Raw genomic sequence first — 18,339 nt, 5'->3', positions numbered from 1 at the left:
AGCCTCCCGTTCCGAATGCGGGAGGCAGTCTGGATGAAGTATCCTGGGGGTCCCGTTTGGACGCCGATCACCCCGGAAACGGGGTCCTTATTCCACGCCTAATCACAGCCGTGATGACCGACAGCAGCAGCCTCGACCGCCTCCGCCTCGCCTTCCTGCCGGTCATGACCGGCGCGCTCGGAGCCCTCGCGACCCTTGTCACGGCGCTCGCCTGGTGGCGGGACGTCATGCCGGTGCCTGTGACGGCGCTCGCGCTCCTCTTGCCGGGAGCGGCCCTCGTGGCTGCCCGGCGGCATCGGGCGGCAGCCATCACCCGCCATCTCTCGTCAGCCGCCCTGATGATGCTGGTCGGCCTGCTGGTGCTCGTCTCCTCCGGCACGCACCTGCAGATCGACGTCCACATGGTGTTCTTCGCCGCCCTCGCGGTCGCCGCCGGATGGTGCTGCTGGTCCTCGATCCTGGTGGCGGCCGGCGTCGTCGCCGTCCACCACCTCGCGCTCAACGTGCTCTACCCGGCCGCCGTGTTCCCCAACGGCGCCGAGTACCTGCGCGTCGTCCTTCACGCCTTGGTCCTCGTAACGGAAGCCGCCGCCCTGGTGCTGGCCGCCCGCCAACTCGCCAAGGCCCTCTCCTCGGCCGAGGAAGCGACCCGTCATGCCGCCGACAGCGTGCTGGCGCAGCGCCGTGCCGAGGCCGCCGCCGGCCAGGACCGCAACCTGGAGGTCCACCGCCAGCGGCGCCTCGGCGAGGTCGTCGCCGAGTTCCGCGACGCGCTGGTCGAGATCGAGCACAAGGTCGAACGCGAGACGAGCGGCATGCGCGAGACCGCGCTCTCCCTCAACGGGGTCGCCGAGCAGTCGAGCGTACAGGCTGCCAACGCGGAGACCACGGCGTCGGCAACCGCGCGGAACGTGCTCTCGGTGTCGGCGGGCGCCGAGGAGCTCAGCGCCTCCATCTCCGACATTGCCGGTCAGACCGAGCGGGCCCGCGAGTTCATCGCGCACATGACGGAGATCGCGCGGACCACGAACGAGGAAGTCGAGCAGCTCGCGGTCGTGGCCGACCGCATCGGCGCGGTCACGGGCCTGATCAAGTCGGTGGCCGACCAGACGAACCTCCTGGCGCTGAACGCCACCATCGAGGCGGCGCGGGCCGGTGCGGCCGGCAGGGGCTTCGCGGTCGTAGCCTCGGAGGTGAAGGCGCTGGCGGGCCAGACCATGAAGGCCGCTGACGAGATCGTGTCCCAGGTCGATGCCATCCAGGCCTCGACGCGCCGCACCGTCGGTTCCGTCCACGCGATGGCCTCGGCCACGCAGGAGGTGAACGCCCTGACGACGTCCATCGCCGCGTCGGTAGATCAGCAGCGGGCGGCGACCCAGGAGATCTCCCGCACGGTGGCACAGGTCGCCCAGGGCAGTTCCGAGGCGCACGCCGGCGCCGTCTCGGTCTCGCGGGCCACCCGGGAGACGCAGCGCCACGCCGACAGCGCCCTATCCGCGTCCGAGTCCCTCAAGGCGGTCGCCGCCGACCTCGCCTGCTCCGTGAGCCAATTCGTCCAGCGGGTCACGACCGACCTGGAGGAGCGCCGCGGCGCCGTGCGCATCGCCGTCGCCGAAGCGGGCTTCCTGCACTCGCGGGGCCGCCGCTACCCGGTGCGCCTCGTCGAGGTCTCGTCCCACGGTGCCCGCGTCACCGACGTGCCACCGCTCGCCTCAGGCGAGGCGGTCGAGTTCGAGACGGCGGACGGTGGGCGCATGCCGGCGGCAGTCGCCTGGTCCGAGGGTGGCGCGGCGGGTCTCGAAATTCAGTCCGGCCTGCGGCACCCGGCGTTGAATGGTAGGCTTGGCTTGGCAGCCTGAAGGAGGGCCCCTCCCCCGGCTAGCCTCGCCCGATCATGTCCTTGATGCGCGAGGCCAGCGCCTCCATGGCGAAGGGCTTGGTGAGGATCTCCATGCCGGGGTCGAGGTAGCCGTTCCCTACCGCCGCGTTCTCGGCGTAGCCGGTGATGAACAACACCTTGAGGCCCGGGCGGCTCACCCGGGCCGCGTCCGCGACCTGCCGCCCGTTCATGCCGCCGGGCAGGCCGACGTCCGTCACCAGGAGGTCGACGCGAGCGTCCGATTGCACCACCCTCAGTCCCGCGGGGCCGTCCGCAGCCTCGATGGCCGTGTAGCCCAAGTCCTCCAGCACCTCCGTCACCAGCATGCGCACCGAAGGCTCGTCGTCGACGACCAGCACCGTTTCGCCCCTCTCGGCACGAGGCGCCCCCGCGAGGTCCGGCATGTCCTCGGAGGCAAGGACGTCGCCGTGGTGGCGAGGCAGGTACAGGCAGACGGTCGTGCCCTGCCCGACCTCGGAGTAGATGCGGACCTGACCGCCGGACTGGCGCACGAAGCCGTAGATCATCGAAAGGCCGAGCCCGGTGCCCTGACCGATGGGCTTCGTCGTGAAGAACGGCTCGAACGCCTTGGCGGCGACATCCGGGGCCATGCCCGTGCCGGTGTCCGTGACGCAGAGGGACAGGTACTGCCCGGGCGGCATGTCGCGCTCGCGGGCGATGCGCTCGTCGAGCCAGCGGTTGGCGGTCTCGACCGTGATGCGGCCCCCGTCCGGCATGGCGTCGCGTGCGTTGATGCAGAGGTTGAGCAGCGCGTTCTCAAGCTGGCCCGGGTCCACCAGCGCCGGCCATAGGCCCGCGGAGCCCACCACCTCGATGTGGACGGACGGACCCACCGTGCGGCGGACCAACTCCTCCATTCCGTGGATCAGGGCGTTCACGTCCGTCGGTCTCGGGTCGAGCGTCTGGCGCCGCGAGAACGCGAGCAGCCGATGGGTCAATGCCGCGGCACGCTTGGCCGCCCCTTGCGCCGCCGCCATGTAACGGTCGAGGTCCGACAGCCTGCCTTGGCTCATCCGGGTCTGCATCAGCTCCAGGCTGCCGGAGATGCCGGTGAGCAGATTGTTGAAATCATGGGCGAGGCCGCCGGTGAGCTGGCCTACCGCCTCCATCTTCTGCGATTGCCGCAAAGCCTCCTCGGTCTCGGCCAGGGCGTGCGCCGCCTCCTTCTCGGCCGTGACGTCCCGACCGACCGCGTGGATGAGGTCCTCGGCCGGAACCGCCGTCCACGAGAGCCACCGATAGCTGCCGTCCTTGTGCCGGTAACGGTTCACGAAGCGCAGGGTGGTCAGGCCTTCCGAAAGCTTGCCGACCTCGGCAAGCGTCGCCGGCACGTCGTCCGGGTGGACGAGGTCCATGAAAGCACCGCCGACGAGGTCGCGCTCGCCCCAGCCGAGCAGCGTCGTCCAAGCCGGGTTCACCGCCTCGATGGTGGCGTCGTAGCGGGCGACCAGCATGATGTCTGTCGACAGCCGCCACATGCGGTCGCGGTCGGCGGTCCGCTCCGTCACCAGCGCTTCGAGTTCCTCGCGCGAGCGCGTGAGCACCTCGCGCGCCTCGACAATGTCCTGGATGTCGGTGCAGGTGCCGAACCAGCGGGTGACCCGCCCGGACGCGTCGCGCATCGGCAACGCACGTCCGAGCGTCCAGCGGTACTGGCCGGTGTGATGCCGCAGCCGGTACTCGATCCGGTAGGGTTCGCCCGACGCGAGGGACTCGCCCCAGACCGTCCAGGTCCGCTCCCTGTCGTCGGGGTGAACGATGTCCTCCCACTCCTCGCCGTCGGTCGAGCCAGGCGGCACGCCGGTGAAGTCGTACCAGCGTTGATTGTAGTAGTCGTGGTAGCCGTCCGCCCGGGTCGACCAGACCATCTGATCGATGGAGTTGGCGATGGTTTGGAAGCGCGCCTCCGCCTCGCGCAACGCGTCCTCGCGCTCCCGTCGCTCGGTCACGTCGCGATAAAACAGCGCCAGGCCTTCCGGATGCGGGTAGGCCCTCACCTCCAGCCAGGCGGCGTGCCCGTCAGGCCAGACATAGCGGTGTTCCAGCGTGAGGGAGATGCGCTCCTGCATCGCGCGCAGGTACATGTGCCCGATGGGCATCGCCTCGGAGCCCGGGTAGACCTCCCAATGCGAGCGGCCCACGATCTGATCGGGCGACCGCTCCTCCAGCCGGAAACCTTCGGCGTTCATCTGCAGGATGCGAAAGTCGCGGTCGAGGAGCATGAAGCCCTCGCCCATGCCCTCCAGCACGCCCGAGGCGCGGGCTTCGCTGGCGCGCAAGGCCTCCTCGGCCTGCACTTTGGCGGTGGTTTCGGTGCAGGCGCAGAACATGCCACCGACGACGCCGGCATCGTCGCGTATCGGCGAGTAGGAGAAGGTGAAGTAGGTCCGCTCGTCGTAGCCGTGCCGGTTCATCGTGAACGGCAGGTTCTCGGCCCAGGTCGGCTCGCCCGCCATGGCGCTGTCGACGTATGGCGTGACGGCGTCCCAGATCTCGGACCAGATGTCACGGAAGCGGCGGCCCAGGGCGGCCGGGTGCTTGTCGCCGAGGATCTCCGCGTAGGCGTCGTTGTAGACGAAGGCGAGTTCCGGCCCCCAGGCCGCGAACATCGGGAACCTGGAGCCGAGCATCAGGCTCACGACCGAGCGCAGCGCCTGCGGCCAGGTCTCCGGCGCGCCGAGCGGCGAGGACGACCAGTCGTGGGCGCGCATGCGAGCGCCCATCTGTCCGCCTCCCGACAGGCATGCGGTGGTCAAGGACGAGGTGCTTTCGGACATGTTCCGGGGTCGTGTCTGGTCGAGGCGATGGCTGACAAGAGGAACTTCCCGCCGTTTGCCGTTTCCGGTCGGCCATGATGCGTCGTGATGGCGGGTTTGCGGCAGCGTCCCGGAAACGCCGCGATGGCTTTGAGGTTGCCCCGCCGCCCGGGCCGCCGAGGACCGAGACGGCACGGCTCCGGCGGGTTCGAATCCCCGTCTCACGTGCCGACAGGTGCACGGGCCACGCGCTGGAGGATGCGCGAGAGCTGCTCGGCGGAGTACGGCTTCTGAAGGAGCTCGAAGCCGTGACCGCCTTCCTGGGCGAGCACGTGACTGTAGCCGGAGGTAAGCACCACGGGCAGGTCCGGCCACCGTCGCCGGATCTCGCGCGCGAGCTCGACCCCGTTCATGCCCGGCATCACGACGTCCGAGAACACCGCGTCGAAGTCGTGTCGGGCCCCGCCAAGATGAGCCAGCGCCTCCGAGGCGTTAGCCGCCCAGATCGTCTCGTAGCCAAGGTCCTCAAGGATCTGCGTCGCGAAACGCCCGACCTCGACGTTGTCCTCCACCACCATCACGCGCCGGCCGGCTCCGCCGACGGTCGCCGCGTCCTCGGTCTCGGGCTGTTGGACCCCTTCGGAGTTGCCCGGCTCCGTCTCGGGCAAGTAGAGCGTGAAGGTGGTGCCGCGCCCCGGCGCGCTCGCCACGCCCACGTCGCCGCCCGACTGCTTGGCGAACCCGAAAACCTGGGACAGCCCGAGCCCCGTGCCCTTCCCGATGTCCTTGGTGGTGAAGAACGGCTCGAAGATCCGCCCGACGGCCTCAGGCGGGATGCCGCAGCCCGTATCCGTCAGCGACACGGCGGCGAAGGGTCCCGGCACCGGGGCGTGCCCGCGGATGGCGGGCTTGCCCACCCCGCACGCCAGGCGCAGCTTCAGGGTGCCCTCGCCGTCCATGGCGTCGCGGGCGTTCACCGCCATGTTGACAAGCGCCGTCTCGAACTGGCTGCGGTCGGCACGCACGAAGCAGGCGACGTCCGGAAGCTCGGTCACCACGCGGATACGCCCGCCGGTGACGGTATCGAGCATCTCCGCCACGCCCCGCAGGCACGCGACGACGTCGAAGACTTCCGCCTTGAGCGCTTGCCTCCTCGCGAACGAGAGGAGCTGCCCGGTGAGCTTGGCGGCCCGTTCCACCGTATCCGAGACCGCATCCAGGTAGCGGCGGCGACGCTCCTCCGGCAGGTCGGGCCGGCGCAGGAAGTCGACCGACGAGCGGATGATGGTGAGAAGGTTGTTGAAGTCGTGCGCCACGCCCCCGGTCAACTGACCGATGGCCTCCATCTTCTGGGATTGCCGCAGGGCCTCTTCCGCCTCGGCGAGCGCCGCCGTCCGCTCCTTCTCGGCGGTGACGTCGCGCCCGTAGGCGTAGACGATGTCGCCCTCGGCGGCCGTGTGCCAGGAGATCCAGCGCGGCGTGCCGTCCCGGTGGCGGTAGCGGTTCTCGAAGGCCGTGAGGTCCTCCGCCGTGGCCGCGTAGGTCAGTGCCGTACGCGTGACGACGTCGTCCTCGGGCCAGATGAACTCCTGGAAGCTGCGTCCCACCACCTCGGCCGGGTCGTGGCCCAGGATCGCCTTCCAGGCCGGGTTCACCGCGCGGAATACCCCGTCGACGCCGACCACCACCAGCAGGTCGCGCGAGTTGCGCCAGACCCGGTCGTGCTCAGCCGTGCTCTCAGCGATGCGGCGCTCAAGCGCCTCCTCCCGGGCGTGCTCCGCGGTGACGTCCTGCGCTATGCCACCCAAGCGCCGCAGGCCGCCTCCAGCGTCGCGAATAGGGAAACCCGTGTCGCGTATGTGGCGCACGGCCCCGTCGTCCGGCCGCACGATGCGGTACTCGACGGTGTGGGTCTCGCCGGAGAGCAGGCGCGGCATAGCCGCGTAGGCACGCTCCCGGTCTTCCGGGTGGACGAGCGAGGCCCAGCGCGCGAGGTCGCCCATCACCAGTTCGCGCCGGTCACCCCCGACGCGCTCGTAGGCCGGGCTCAGGTACTCAAGCCGGCCCCCATCCGGGTTCGCGATCCAGAGCACGTCGGCCGAGTTCTCCGCGAAGCTGCGGAACCGTTCCTCGCTCTCGACCAAGCCGGAGGCGGCGCGCACGCGCCCAGTCGTCTCCTGCGCGACGTTCAGGATGCCGGCGACCCGACCCTCCGCGTCGAGAATCGGATTAAGGCTGTAGGTAAACCAGGTGTCCTCGGGCATGCCGTTCCGGTCGAGGACGAGCCGCTGGTCCTGCACCTCCACGGCTTCGCCGCCGTCGAGAACTCGGGCGAACATCGGCCCGAGTTCGTGCCACGCCTCGGGAAAGACGTCCCGCGCCGGTCGACCCAGGGCGCCGGGATGCTTGCCGCCGACAAGCGCTCCCCATGAGAGGTTGTAGAGGATGAGGAGCTCCGGACCCCAGTAGACCGCCATCGGAGTGGCGGCCCGGAGCATCGTGCGAACCGTGACGGTCAGCTCCGCCGGCCACGCGGTGGCAGGACCAAGTGCGCTCGCGTCCCAGTCGTGCTCCCGCATCCGGACGGCCATCGCGCCGCCGCCGGGAAATGGGTTCGGAGAGGTTGCGGGCGGGCCTTGCATCCGGCGGGCGGGTCCGTGCGGGATCGGAATCGCTTATGTGCTCGAAACAGCGCGTCCGGTACAAGCCCGTCACCGAAACCGGTGCTGGCATGCCAGAGCGGATCCCCAGGAGCCTCGTCAGGAACGCTCGACGGCGGCGAGGCGCTCGACCTCGCGCACATAGCCGTCGGCGTCGAACTTCTTGAGGGTCGCCGCGCCAAGCGAGCGAACGTTGCCATAGACGGGGCGCGAACCCCAAGGCCGGTCGTGCAGGCCGAAGAGCCACGTCACGTTCGTGAAGGAGTTCGCGTCGCGTCCGTCGATGAAGAACTTGTTGTTCAGCCGCAGCGCCGTCTCGAACGCCTCCTCGGGCGAGGCCGACCACTCCAGGATCTTCTTGCCCCAGTACATGCGCATGTGGTTGTGCATGTACCCGGTCTCGCGCATCTCCATCATCGCCGCGTTCCAGTAGCGGTCGTGCGTCAAACCCTGCTCGAACTGCTCGGGCGTGTAGAGGTAGGGGCGCTCGTCGCCCCGGTGCGCATCGAGCGTCTTGCGGGCCCAGGCAGGGACGGCCTCGTAGCTATCGTAGTTCGGCTCGTAGAAGATGTGGTTCATCGCGAGCTCGCGCCGGACGACGAGCTCCTCCAGGTAAGCCGTCTTGTCGTCCTCGCCGCCAGTCGCGGCTGCCAGCACCTTGAGCGCGATGGCGACCGGCGAGATCTGGCCGTAGTGCAGGTAGGGGCTCATGTGCGAGGCCGCCCCCGCCTCGGATCGTCCGCGCACCTGGGCGTAGCGGTTGAAGCGGGCGTCCAGGTAGTGGCCCAGCGTCGCCTCAGCCCGCGCCGTGCCGCCCTTGAACCGCCGCACCGGCCGCACGCTCTGGTCGGCATTCAGGCCGGCCACCAGCTTCGGCACGTCAGAGAGGTCGAGCGTGCTCTCGAAGCGGAGGTGGTCCGCCCGGTGGGCGACCGGCCGCTCGTCCAGAGGCACGAGGTACTCGGGCAGGAGCCGGCGGAGCTTGGGCCGCAGGGTGCGGGCGGCGACCTCGTGCTTGGGAGAGGCAGTCTCGACGGGCACGACGACCTCGCCCTCGACCTGCATCACGCGGCACGGCGCCCGCTCTGCGAAGTCGGCGTAGAAGCGGCGCACCGGCTTCTGGTAGTTGCGGTCGCAGACGACCAGGGCGGCGTCCGCCGCGTAGAGCAAGGCCGTCTCGACCGGCGTCTGCCGTCGGGCGACAAAGGCGATGCCGCGCTTGGCCAGCTCCGGCCCGACCTCTGCCATCCCCTCTAGCAGGAAGGCCCAGTGGCGGGCGTTCGCTTCCGGGACGCCCTCGGCAAGCCCGTAGCAGACCAGCGCCGGAAGCCCGAGCCTGTTGGCTTCCTCGACGGCGTATTCCAGGGCCGGGTTGAAGTGGACGCGTTGGGACAGCCCCATCCAGTACAGGACGTAAGCGGCTCGCTCCCGCAAGGGCATGTCGTTGAGGGGCTTGATGCGGGTCGGCTGGATCATGCGCGGCAAGGTTCCGGGAGCGTGGTGCGGGGGGCGTCGGCCCGAGCCACATAGGGCGTTTCTCCCCGCAGTCCCCGCACGGACAAGCCGGTCCGGTAATCCACGGAGGAGACGAAACGACGCGCGTTGCCCACATGTTCTCGTGCGTTGATGGGCGCGGCAAGGGAGTAGGGCCGCGCAACGTGCGTGAGACGACAAGATGCCCAAAGCCGGAAGCCATGGTCCCGAGGAACGTGCGGCGGTGCTGGAGCGGCAGCGCCGGCTGAAAATGGCGAGGTCCGCCCACGCCTACGTCCGGGGCAACACCGTACGGTTCTACGAGTGGTTGGACGGTTTGGCACGTGGCACCCTGCCGGAGGGTCCGCCGGTCTGGATCTGCGGTGACTGCCACCTCGGCAACCTGGGCCCGCTCGCCGACGCCGACGGGCACGTCGACATACAGGTCCGCGACCTCGACCAGACGGTCGTCGGCAACCCGACGCACGACCTCGTCCGCCTCGGGCTGCCGCTGGCGAGCGCCGCGCGGGGCTCAGACCTGCCAGGCGTAGTCACGGCGCGAATGCTGGAAGAGATGGTCCGAGGTTACGCAAATGGGCTCGCTGGACCCGGCGGGGACGGGGTACCGCCGGAGCCTGACGTGGTGCGCACGGTGCGGCGTCAGGCGCTCGGTCGTCGCTGGAAGCACCTCGCCCGCGAACGCCTGAAGGACGTCGAGCCCTCCATCCCGCTCGGGCGCAAGTTCTGGGCGCTCGATGAGACGGAACGGGATGCCTTGGGCGACCTGTTCGAGGAGGAGCAGGTACGCGGACTGCTGCTGGCTCTGAATGGCCGCGGCGAGAACGCCGACATCCGCCTGATCGACGCGGCCTACTGGATGAAGGGCTGCTCCTCGCTCGGTTTCCTGCGCTACGCCGCCCTCGTGCGCATCGAGGACGGCGGCAAGCGCCGCCTGGCGCTCGTCGACCTCAAGGAGGCCGTCGAGCCCGCGGCGCCGGCGGCAACGGGCGCGAGGATGCCCGCCGACCCGGCCGAGCGGGTGGTCACCGGTGCCCGGGCGCTCTCGCCGAACCTGGGCGAGCGCATGCTGCCGGTCAGCCTGATCGGCAAGCCGGTAGTGATGCGCGAACTCGCCCCGCAGGACCTGAAGCTCGACGTCGACCAGTTCAGCCGCGAGGAGGCGGTTCGGGCGGCGCACTACCTCGCCCACGTCGTCGGCAAGGCACACGGGCGGCAGATGGACGAGGCCACCCGCGCGGGCTGGCGGGACGAGGTCATGCGAGGCACGGACGGCGGGGAGCAGGCGCCCTCGTGGCTCTGGTCGAGCGTGGTCGAGCTCGCCGGTCGCCACGAGGTCGGCTACCTGCAGCATTGCCGGCGCTACGCCACCGCGGAGGCCGCCTGAGGCGCGGCGGTCTTCGGGGCGTCGGGGCAATCGGGAAGGCTGAGATACCGGAATCGTCCCTTCTCGCTCTTGCCGGACTTCAACACTCCAAGCCCTTGCGCCGCGTCGCGTACACCCGCCGTCCAGCGGTCGCTAATGGACGAAGGCGAGAAGTCGAAGCTCTTGGCCGCGAGCTCCTCCGCACCCGCCTGGTAGACGAGGTGCAGCAGCGTCACCGCCGGCCCCGCGGGATCGAGCCGTTCCCGCAACGCGTACTCGCGCCTCAGCCCCGCTATCGCCCGGCGCGGCGGGCTGGCGAAGATGAGGTCGTTGGCCCGCTCCAGCACCGCGTCGAGGGATGCGGGACGCGGCGCCCTCAGGGAGAACAGGTCGGAGGCGATGCAGAGGAGGTCCCGCCCCGGCTCGGTCTCGAAGAGCGGGTTTAGGGGGAGGTTGTTGGTGTAGCCCGCGTCGCATAGGACGCGCCCGCCGATCTCGACCGGCGGGAAGGCCGGCAGGATGGCCGTGCTGGCGAGGATGTGCTCCGGCCGGACCTCCTGGCGGGCAGTGTCGAAGTAGACCTCCTCGCCGGTCTCGATGTCGACGCACCCGACCGTCAGGCGCGTACCGCCTCGGTTCAGCCGCTCGAAGTCGACGAGGCGTTCCAGCGTTCGCAGCAGGGGCTTGTTGTCGAACAGGGCCACGTCGTTCGGCACCCACGGCAGGGCCGACCATAGGCCCGGGAAACGGTGGCCGAAGATGGTCGGCCGCCCACCGGCCAGCGCCAGGATCGCATGCAACCCGTTGTAGACCTGGCGCGGCTTGAGCAACCCGGTCGGGCTCGGCCCCGTGGCCTGGGTCGCCTCGTCCCAGAACGTCCGGAGCTTGGCGGCCCGGTCCTCTGGAGCGTTGCCGGCGATAATGGCGGCCGTCACCGCGCCGATGGAGGCGCCCACGACCCATCCGGGCCTGAGCCCGTGGCCGTGCAGCGCCTCGTAGGTCCCGGCATGGTAGGCGCCGACGGCATTGCCGCCGGCGAAGACCAGGGCGAGGTCGCGTGTGTCGTCCACCATCCGTTCCTTCGCGCGTTGAGGCCGTACCCGGCCGTGACCCGGTTGGCGTCAGCCGTGCGGCTTGAAGACGACCTTGGTGCAGTTGTCCTTCTTGTCCCGGAACATATCGTACAGGGCCGGGCCGTCCTCCAGGTTGGTGGAGCGATGGCTGATGATGAAGGACGGGTCGATGTCGCCGTTCTGGATGCGCTCCATCAGCGGCTTCATGTAACGCACCATGTGGGTCTGCCCGGTCTTCAGGGTCAGGCCCTTGTTCATCAGGATGCCGAGGGCGACGGGACCGACCGGGCCCGCGAACACGCCCGGCATCGAGACGTTGCCGCCTGGCCTGCAGGCGAGGATGGCTTGGTTGAGCGCATAGGGCCGCTCAAGGCTGACGGTGTGCTCCATGATGGCCGAGGTGACCTTCTGGAGCATCGTGTCGGCTCCGTGGGACTCCATGCCGACCGCCTCGATGACCGAGTCCGGGCCGAGCCCCTTGGTCATCTCCATCAGCGTCTCCTGCACGTTCTCCTTGGACAGGTCGATGGTTTCCGCTCCGGCCTCACGGGCGAGCGCCAGGCGCTCGGGCACGCTGTCGATGGCGATGACGCGCTTGGCGCCCAGCAGGTAGCAGCACTTGACCGCGAGCACGCCGACCGGGCCGCAGCCCCAGATGGCGACCGTGTCCTCGGGACCGATGTCGCAGTGCTCGGCGGCCTGGTAGGCGGTCGGGAAGATGTCGCTCAGGAACAGCACCTGCTCGTCGGTGAGACCCTCGGGCACGACGATGGGCCCGACGTCGGCGTAGGGCACGCGCAGGTACTCGGCCTGGCCTCCCGCGTAGCCGCCAGTGATGTGCGAGAACCCGAAAAGGCCGGCCAGAGGATAGCCGTAGGTCTCGGCCTGCAGCTTGCCGTTCGGGTTGGTGCGCTCGCAGCAGCTCCAGTTGCCCCACTTGCACTGTCGGCACTCGCCGCAGCAGATGGTGAAGGGGACCACGATGCGGTCGCCGACCTTAAGCTTGTGGTTGTCCTTACCGACCTCGATGACCTCGCCCATGGTCTCGTGGCCGAGGACGTCGCCGCACTCCATCGTCGGCATGAACCCGCCCATCAGGTGCAGGTCGGAGCCACAGATCGCGCAGGCGGTCACCTTGATGATGACGTCGCGCCCGTGCTCGATCTTCGGGTCGGGCACGGTCTCACAGGTGATCTTGCCCCGGCTCTGCCACGTGAGTGCTTTCATGGACGGTCATCTCCGGTCGTCGGGTATCGGGTGGGAAAGAAGGTCGGCCGCGACCAGGTTCCGGGCGCGGCGAGGCGTTGGAGGTCAGCGGCGGCGCGGTCTTGACCGCGTGCCGAGGATCACGGCGGCCGTGGCGGCCAAGCCGGCGGCGAGCACGCTGGCCGTCGCGAGGGGATGCAGAGTCGCCCGGGTGTAGGCGCTGGTGCGCATGACGTAGACTGGCGGGTCGCCGCGGACTGCTCCGGCATGCCGTGGCGCATGAAGGGCGCCCTGGGGGTCCCTTGGTTCCTCGGCCCGCTTCTGAAGGGCGATGATGGCCGGGGCGAGCTCGTCGTAGGCGCCAGGCGCGAACTCCTTGCCCATCACGAACAGCTTGCCGCCGCCACCCACGAAGATGTCCCGCTGCGGATGCACGGCGGCGTGCAGGATGGCGTTGGCGACCTCCTCGGGCGGGTAGATCGGCGGCGGCAGGGTGGGCTGGCGGTCCATGTAGTTGCGCGCCCTATTCGGCAGCGGCGTGTCGATGGAGGCGGGCTTCACGAGGGTGACCGAGACCGGCGCCCTGTCTGCGATCATCTCCATGCGCAAGGTGTCGGTGAAGCCCTTCACCGCGTGCTTGGAGGCCGCGTAGAGGCCCTGGAACGGGAAGGCGAGGTCGGAGGCGATGCTGCCGACGTTGATCAGCGCGCCGCCTCGTCGGCGGAGGTGCTCCACGGCGACGAGCGAGCCGTTCACCGTGCCCCACAGGTTGGTCTGGATCAGGCGCTGATGGTCCTCGTAGGCGATCTCGCGCAAGGGGCCGTAGACGGTCAGGCCGGCGACGTTGACCCAGGTGTCGAATCCACCGAACGTCGCCACCGCCTTCTCGGCGATGGCCTGGACGTCCTCGCGCCGGCCGACATCGGCCACGACGTAGGCGGCCTTCGGTCCGAGCTCGGCGGCGATCCGGACGAGCACGTCCCTGCTGCGGGCGGCTAGCACCACGCGGGCGCCGCGCTCGGTGGCCATGCGGGCGGTCGCCAAGCCGATGCCGCTCGACGCGCCGGTGACGACGATGACCTGCTCGCGCAGCGGCTTGTGCGCCATGTTCAATCTGCTCCGTGCCAAGTCCCCGGTTCGGGGCACGGCATGGCTACGCGCCAGACGCGGAAGCGTTGCGACCGGCGTCGCTTTCGCCAAGGTCGCCGCCGTCGCGCCCGCCTTGGCGGCACCGCTCGATGCGGTAGTGGATCGGCTTGAAGCTGCCGTTGTTCGACTGGAGCGCCGAGCAGGCGGTGAGGCCGATGACGAGGTCGGCCTCGGCCTCGAAGGTGATGCGGTCGCCGGCCCGGCTGAGCGGCGGCTCGACCGTGATGACGCCCGTCCTGCCGTCGACGGGCACGTTCATGAAGCAGTTGAACGCCACCGGGATGCGGTCGGGCGCGACGCCGTATGGAGCGAGCGCCGCCGCGAGGTTGCCGAAACAGCCGCGGTGCGGGTCCGCGTCCCCGTAGATGATGCGGAAGGTATCGGCCGAGCACGGCGTCAGCAGGAAGTCGTGGCGGCCCACCGTGTCCTCGACGATGCGCAGCAGCACGTTCGAGCGGTTCGAGTAGAGCGGATCGCCGGTCGTCAGGTAGATCCGGCTCGCGTAGTCGAGGGTGCGGCCGGACGAGATCACCTCTTCGAGGTCGTGGCGGTTGAAGGCCAGGAGATCCGCCACCTGCTCGCCGTGCGGATCGATGACGGTCAGGCGGTCGCCCTTGTCGAGGGTGAAGGCCACGCCCGAGCGCGGCGCGATCTCGTGGGTGGCGGCGTCAACGCACATCGGCGCCTCCCGCATTCGTGCCACGTGGGCGGAAGGGGCAGCGCCATTCCTCGCCGACGACCCGGCCGCTGTATTGGCGCGCCTCCGACGTCTCGCCGTGCCGTGCCAGCATCGGGTTGACCGAACCGGCGAGCGCCTCGTCCCGCTGCAGGATGGAAGAGCGCAGCTTCTCATACCGGCCCGCCTCTCGGAGATGCTCAAACTGCGCATGCAGGTTGAACACCAGCACCGGCGAGGAGAACCGACGCGCCGGCCGGCTGGCGTTCGGGTGCAGGCCGACGACGAAGAACGCCTCGCCGGCGAAGCTCAGCGAGAAGTGCGGGTTGTCAGGCTCCCGCGCCACGCGGTCATCCCAGGGATGGCCGAGCCAGGCGTCCTTGTCGGCGAGCGACTGCACACGATCCCAGAGGTGCCGTTCGAAGCCCTCCTCGTCGAGGTCGCCCGGACCCTCGAAGATGACGGCGAAGCTCTGGAACAGGTCAGGTCGCTGCCGGTAGCGCGCGGCGAAGGCGATCAGCGCGGGGTAGATGCGCATGTCGTCCCACGCCGAGGTGATGTCGCGGGCGACCAGGACACGCATCTGGCCCTTGGACAAGGCCGATTTGGCGCCGACGCAGGGAAAGCCGGCATCGCGGATGAAGGCGCGGAAAGCCTCGGCCCTCGGGTGATTGGTATCGTCTCGGGGTAGTTGCATGGGAACTCGGCACGCAAGTCACGAAGGTGCACACGGAATCCGCACGGGGTGCCGCGGCTCCAGGCAACGACGTCAGTGCGGCCTCGTTCCACGCCGTGTTCGGGCAGGGTCACTTACCCACAACCACGAGCACTTCCCTTCTGAACCGGGCAAGCGCCTCGATGAAGTTACGCAATTCGGCAAGCCTCAGCCGCTCGTCCGTGACCTGCTCGTCCAGGCCGAGCCGCCAAGCAAGGTCCCGCCGCCCGGGCTCACGGTGCAGGGCATCGATTTGCGTGGCGAATGCCTCGACGTCCTCATCGCCTCGGGCGAGGCCCGCCTCCACTAGGCTCTCCGCCTGTCGGCGCAGGGCCCCAGCCACCTCGTCGAGGCCGATCTCGGGATGGTACTGCACACCCCAGAACACGCCGCCCTCGAAGCGGATCTCGGCGGCTTGCACGGCCGTGACCCGGTTGCCGGCCAGCAGCGTCGCCCCGGGCGGCAACGCCTCCACCTCGTCGGTGTGGATGGCCGGCGCGTCGTAGGAAGCGGGCCGGCCTGCCAGGAGCGGATGCGTACGTCCCGCCTCGGTCGGGGTGATCCGCCGAGCGAACCCGGCCTCCGGGCTGCGCGCGTTCGGGCGTACGCTGCCGCCGGCGGCGACCGTCGCGACCTGCAGCCCGGCGCAGGAGCCGAAGGCCGGGGTGCCGGCGGCGAACACCGCCCGCATGAAGTCGACCGTGCGCCGTGTCTCGGGCGTCTCCTCGTAGAGATGCAGCGGCGAGCCGGTGAGGAACACCGCGTCGTACTCGGTCAGGCTGGCTCCGGGCGGCAGCGCCGCGTCGGCGTCGGCCGGCTGGATGCGGTCGCAGGTGGCGCCTGGCGCGAGCCTGCGCAGGATGTCGAGGTAGGTCTCACCCGACGAATGGCCTACGCTGTCGCGTCTCGCCTTGCGCGCCTCCGGGGTCTCGCTTTCGGCCACCAGGAAGCGGAATACCGGTTGTGCTGAACTCACGAGGTCAATCTCCCTTCAGTGTCCGCGCGGCATCGGGAACCAAGGGCGCAGCGTGGCGACCCCTGCGGTGAAGCGGGCGTTCGAGATAGCGTTGAGGGTATTGGCCGGGGCCCCCGCGCCCTTCGCTTCCGCCTCGAAGGCAATCAGCCGGTCCAGCAGTGCGTCCGCCAAGGCCGGGGTAACCGACAAGGGTCCGTCGGTTAGCATCTCGTGCAGCTGCCGCATGTAAGGGCAACCCTGATCGTGCACGACCATCGTGACGCCTCCGCCTTCGATTGTCCCTCAGCCGCCTCCGGCCCGAAGAACGCCGGCGACAACCGCTGGCATGTGGAAGTGTTTGCACGAGCGCCTGCGGCATCCTGATCCGGACGACGTACCCACCGGGATGACCCAAGTAGGGTTGCCCTTCCCTCTCCGAGGCTCCCGCATGTGGTATCTGTACGGCTTCGCCATGCTCGCCGGGCTCGCGAACGCGATCCAGCCCGGCCCGAACTCGACCTTGGCGAAGTCCTCCACGCAGCCGTTCTTCGCCGGCCTCGTCGTTGTCGTCGTCAGCGGGTCCGCCTTGTTGGTCGCAGGCCTGGTCACCGGCCGGTTGAGCTTGCCGAGCCACGAGCAGGCGGCACAGGTCCCGTGGTGGGCCTGGTGCGGTGGCGTGCTCGGGGCCGTGATGACGCTGTCCCAGCTCTTCATCGCCCCGAAGCTCGGCGCGGCCCCGTTCCTGGGCACCCTGGTGACGGTTGGCGTCCTCGCCTCCATCGCGCTCGACCACTACGGCTTGTTCGGCTTCGAGGTGCACCACGCCAGCATCTGGCGTGTCCTGGGTGGCGTTCTGATGGTGGCAGGAGTGGCCTTGGTCGCCCTCTTCTGAGGCGGTGGCGCCGGTTCCATGTGCTGTCTCCCCTAGCCCAGTTGGCGCTCACGCTCGCTGGTCCCCCGGATCGCTGGATGCGACGACGACGCAGGGCGGCAACCTGGAAGGCAAGACAAAGTTAACCCGGCAGCCTCTTAGGTCGGGGCCGGGTTGGGAGGGGGCGTTGGGAGGCCAGGACACCGCGAGGAGGAAGCCGGATCCCCGGCTTCTGCAGGCCGCCGTCGAAGCCTCGGGCGAGGCCATCGTCATTACCTCTGCGGACCTTGACGAACCGGGACCATGCATCGAGTACGTGAATCCCGCCTTCACGCGCATGACCGGGTACGAAGCCGAGGAAGTCCTCGGCCTGTCACCGCGCATCTTGCAGGGCTCTGGGACCGAACGCGCGGTCCTCGACCGCATGCGGGCGGCCCTGATCGAGGGGAGCTCTTTCCAGGGCGAGGCGGTGAACTATCGCAAGGACGGTTCCCCATACGTCGTGGAGTGGTTGATCACCCCGGTTCGCGAACGGGACGGCCGTATCTCGCACTGGGTCTCGGTTCAGCGGGACGTCACCGAGCGGCGCCATGGCGAGGACCGCCAGGCGCTGATGGTGCGCGAGTTGCACCATCGGGTGAAGAACACGCTGGCCACCGTCCAGGCCGTGGTGAATGCAACGGCGCGTTCCTCGCTGACTGTCAACGAGTTCACCCAGGCGTTCACGGGCCGGATCGGCTCGCTGGCGCGAACGCACGCGCTGATCACCGAGGACCTCGCCCAGGCCGCCTCGTTCGAGGGTCTGCTGCGGGCCGAGCTCAACCCCTACGACGAAAGGGGGCGTCTGACCCTGGACGGACCGAAGATCGTGATGCCGTCGGAGCTCGCCGTGCCGGTCGGCATGGCCCTGCACGAGTTGACCACGAACGCCCTGAAGCACGGGTCGCTCGCCGACCCGAACGGCCGGGTGCAGGTCACCTGGTGGATCGAAGACGGACGTGCCGGCCGAGCGCTGCGCTGGGACTGGGCCGAGCACGACGGCCCCCCCGCCGCGCATCCCACCCGCGAGGGCTTCGGCCACCGCCTTCTCAATAAGGTACTGGCTACCCAGACCGGCGCCGAGGTGGACGTCGCCTTCGCGCCGGACGGGCTTCGGGTCTCCGTGCGAATGCCGCTTCCGAGCTCCGGCGCCTAGTCGCACCGCGACTTCCAAGCCTTGGCCTAAGCCGCTTTCGCTGGCGCGTCGACGATGAGGTCGAGGCGCGTCACCAACGCCCCGCCCTCGTCTCTCACTTCCAGGTGCCAGCTGGAGCCGAGCGCAATGACGGGCGCGTGTTCGTCGATGATCGCACCGGCAAGCCTGATGCCCTCGCGTCGCGCGTCGTCCGGCCCGCCGAGCACCGAGCCGACGTCGTCAGGCGAACTGCGCCCGTCGAACACGTTGAAGAAGTAGCGCGGCACGTCGGCCCCTTTGCGTATCACCGTTTCCCGGGGGCTTAACCTCTCGTCGCGCCGGACGCA

General features: G+C 69.5%; 15 protein-coding genes. 4 read left to right on the top strand and 11 right to left on the bottom strand.

Features of this window, described 5'->3' with window-relative positions:
* Nucleotides 1-113 precede the first annotated feature (113 nt).
* The gene (locus tag HPY23_RS11685; protein ID WP_099954427.1) at nt 114-1,859 is read left to right on the top strand and encodes a methyl-accepting chemotaxis protein; all 1,746 of its coding nucleotides are present in this window, start codon (nt 114-116) and stop codon (nt 1,857-1,859) included.
* A gap of 19 nt (nt 1,860-1,878) precedes the next feature.
* Here HPY23_RS11685 and HPY23_RS11680 read toward each other — a convergent pair whose 3' ends face one another.
* From HPY23_RS11680 to HPY23_RS11670, 3 genes are all read right to left on the bottom strand, one after another.
* Nucleotides 1,879-4,677 (bottom strand): hybrid sensor histidine kinase/response regulator, encoded by a 2,799-nt coding sequence (locus HPY23_RS11680; RefSeq protein WP_099954426.1) that lies wholly within the window; start codon nt 4,675-4,677, stop codon nt 1,879-1,881.
* Nucleotides 4,678-4,877: 200 nt separating this feature from the next.
* A complete protein-coding gene (locus HPY23_RS11675; RefSeq protein WP_420813155.1) occupies nt 4,878-7,133 on the bottom strand; it encodes a PAS domain S-box protein in 2,256 nt (751 codons plus the stop codon).
* Nucleotides 7,134-7,415: 282 nt separating this feature from the next.
* Nucleotides 7,416-8,792, bottom strand: coding sequence for a deoxyribodipyrimidine photo-lyase (locus HPY23_RS11670; protein WP_099954424.1), 1,377 nt, complete (start codon nt 8,790-8,792; stop codon nt 7,416-7,418).
* Nucleotides 8,793-8,991: 199 nt separating this feature from the next.
* Here HPY23_RS11670 and HPY23_RS11665 point away from each other — a divergent pair, with 199 nt between their 5' ends.
* Nucleotides 8,992-10,194 carry a DUF2252 family protein gene (locus HPY23_RS11665; RefSeq protein ID WP_099954423.1) on the top strand — a complete coding sequence of 401 codons (1,203 nt, stop codon included), beginning with the start codon at nt 8,992-8,994 and terminating at the stop codon, nt 10,192-10,194.
* On the opposite strand, the gene HPY23_RS11660 is transcribed toward HPY23_RS11665, so the two are convergent.
* The 7 genes from HPY23_RS11660 to HPY23_RS11630 all read right to left on the bottom strand — a co-directional run bounded on the left by HPY23_RS11660 (nt 10,170) and on the right by HPY23_RS11630 (nt 16,223).
* The gene (locus HPY23_RS11660; protein WP_099954422.1) at nt 10,170-11,246 is read right to left on the bottom strand and encodes a patatin-like phospholipase family protein; all 1,077 of its coding nucleotides are present in this window, start codon (nt 11,244-11,246) and stop codon (nt 10,170-10,172) included. The genes HPY23_RS11665 and HPY23_RS11660 overlap by 25 nt on opposite strands.
* A 48-nt stretch (nt 11,247-11,294) precedes the next feature.
* Nucleotides 11,295-12,473: a zinc-dependent alcohol dehydrogenase gene (locus HPY23_RS11655; protein WP_099954421.1), complete on the bottom strand. Its 1,179-nt coding sequence runs from the start codon at nt 12,471-12,473 to the stop codon at nt 11,295-11,297.
* Nucleotides 12,474-12,557: 84 nt separating this feature from the next.
* Complete coding sequence (locus tag HPY23_RS11650) at nt 12,558-13,559, bottom strand: SDR family oxidoreductase (RefSeq protein WP_099954420.1); 1,002 nt, start codon at nt 13,557-13,559, stop codon at nt 12,558-12,560.
* Between the two features lie 46 nt (nt 13,560-13,605).
* The gene (locus tag HPY23_RS11645) at nt 13,606-14,280 is read right to left on the bottom strand and encodes a DUF1989 domain-containing protein (RefSeq protein ID WP_236012602.1); all 675 of its coding nucleotides are present in this window, start codon (nt 14,278-14,280) and stop codon (nt 13,606-13,608) included.
* Nucleotides 14,270-14,974 carry a guanitoxin biosynthesis heme-dependent pre-guanitoxin N-hydroxylase GntA gene (gene gntA, locus HPY23_RS11640; protein ID WP_099954419.1) on the bottom strand — a complete coding sequence of 235 codons (705 nt, stop codon included), beginning with the start codon at nt 14,972-14,974 and terminating at the stop codon, nt 14,270-14,272. Before gntA ends, HPY23_RS11645 begins: the two co-directional genes overlap by 11 nt.
* Before the next feature lie 109 nt (nt 14,975-15,083).
* Entirely contained in the window at nt 15,084-15,968 is an 885-nt protein-coding gene (locus HPY23_RS11635; RefSeq protein ID WP_099954418.1) for a type 1 glutamine amidotransferase, read from the bottom strand.
* 15 nt (nt 15,969-15,983) lie between these two features.
* The gene (locus HPY23_RS11630; RefSeq protein ID WP_099954417.1) at nt 15,984-16,223 is read right to left on the bottom strand and encodes a hypothetical protein; all 240 of its coding nucleotides are present in this window, start codon (nt 16,221-16,223) and stop codon (nt 15,984-15,986) included.
* 172 nt (nt 16,224-16,395) lie between these two features.
* On the opposite strand from HPY23_RS11630, the gene HPY23_RS11625 reads away from it, so the two are divergent.
* The gene (locus tag HPY23_RS11625) at nt 16,396-16,839 is read left to right on the top strand and encodes a DMT family transporter (protein WP_099954416.1); all 444 of its coding nucleotides are present in this window, start codon (nt 16,396-16,398) and stop codon (nt 16,837-16,839) included.
* Between the two features lie 166 nt (nt 16,840-17,005).
* A complete protein-coding gene (locus HPY23_RS11620) occupies nt 17,006-18,013 on the top strand; it encodes an HWE histidine kinase domain-containing protein (RefSeq protein WP_099954415.1) in 1,008 nt (335 codons plus the stop codon).
* A gap of 26 nt (nt 18,014-18,039) precedes the next feature.
* Here HPY23_RS11620 and HPY23_RS11615 read toward each other — a convergent pair whose 3' ends face one another.
* Nucleotides 18,040-18,279 (bottom strand): DUF6894 family protein, encoded by a 240-nt coding sequence (locus tag HPY23_RS11615; protein ID WP_123834338.1) that lies wholly within the window; start codon nt 18,277-18,279, stop codon nt 18,040-18,042.
* Between the last annotated feature and the right edge of the window lie 60 nt (nt 18,280-18,339).

Source organism: Methylobacterium ajmalii (genome assembly GCF_016613415.1).
Classification (GTDB): Bacteria; Pseudomonadota; Alphaproteobacteria; order Rhizobiales; family Beijerinckiaceae; genus Methylobacterium; species Methylobacterium ajmalii.
This window is presented reverse-complemented; position numbering and strand designations above follow the sequence as displayed.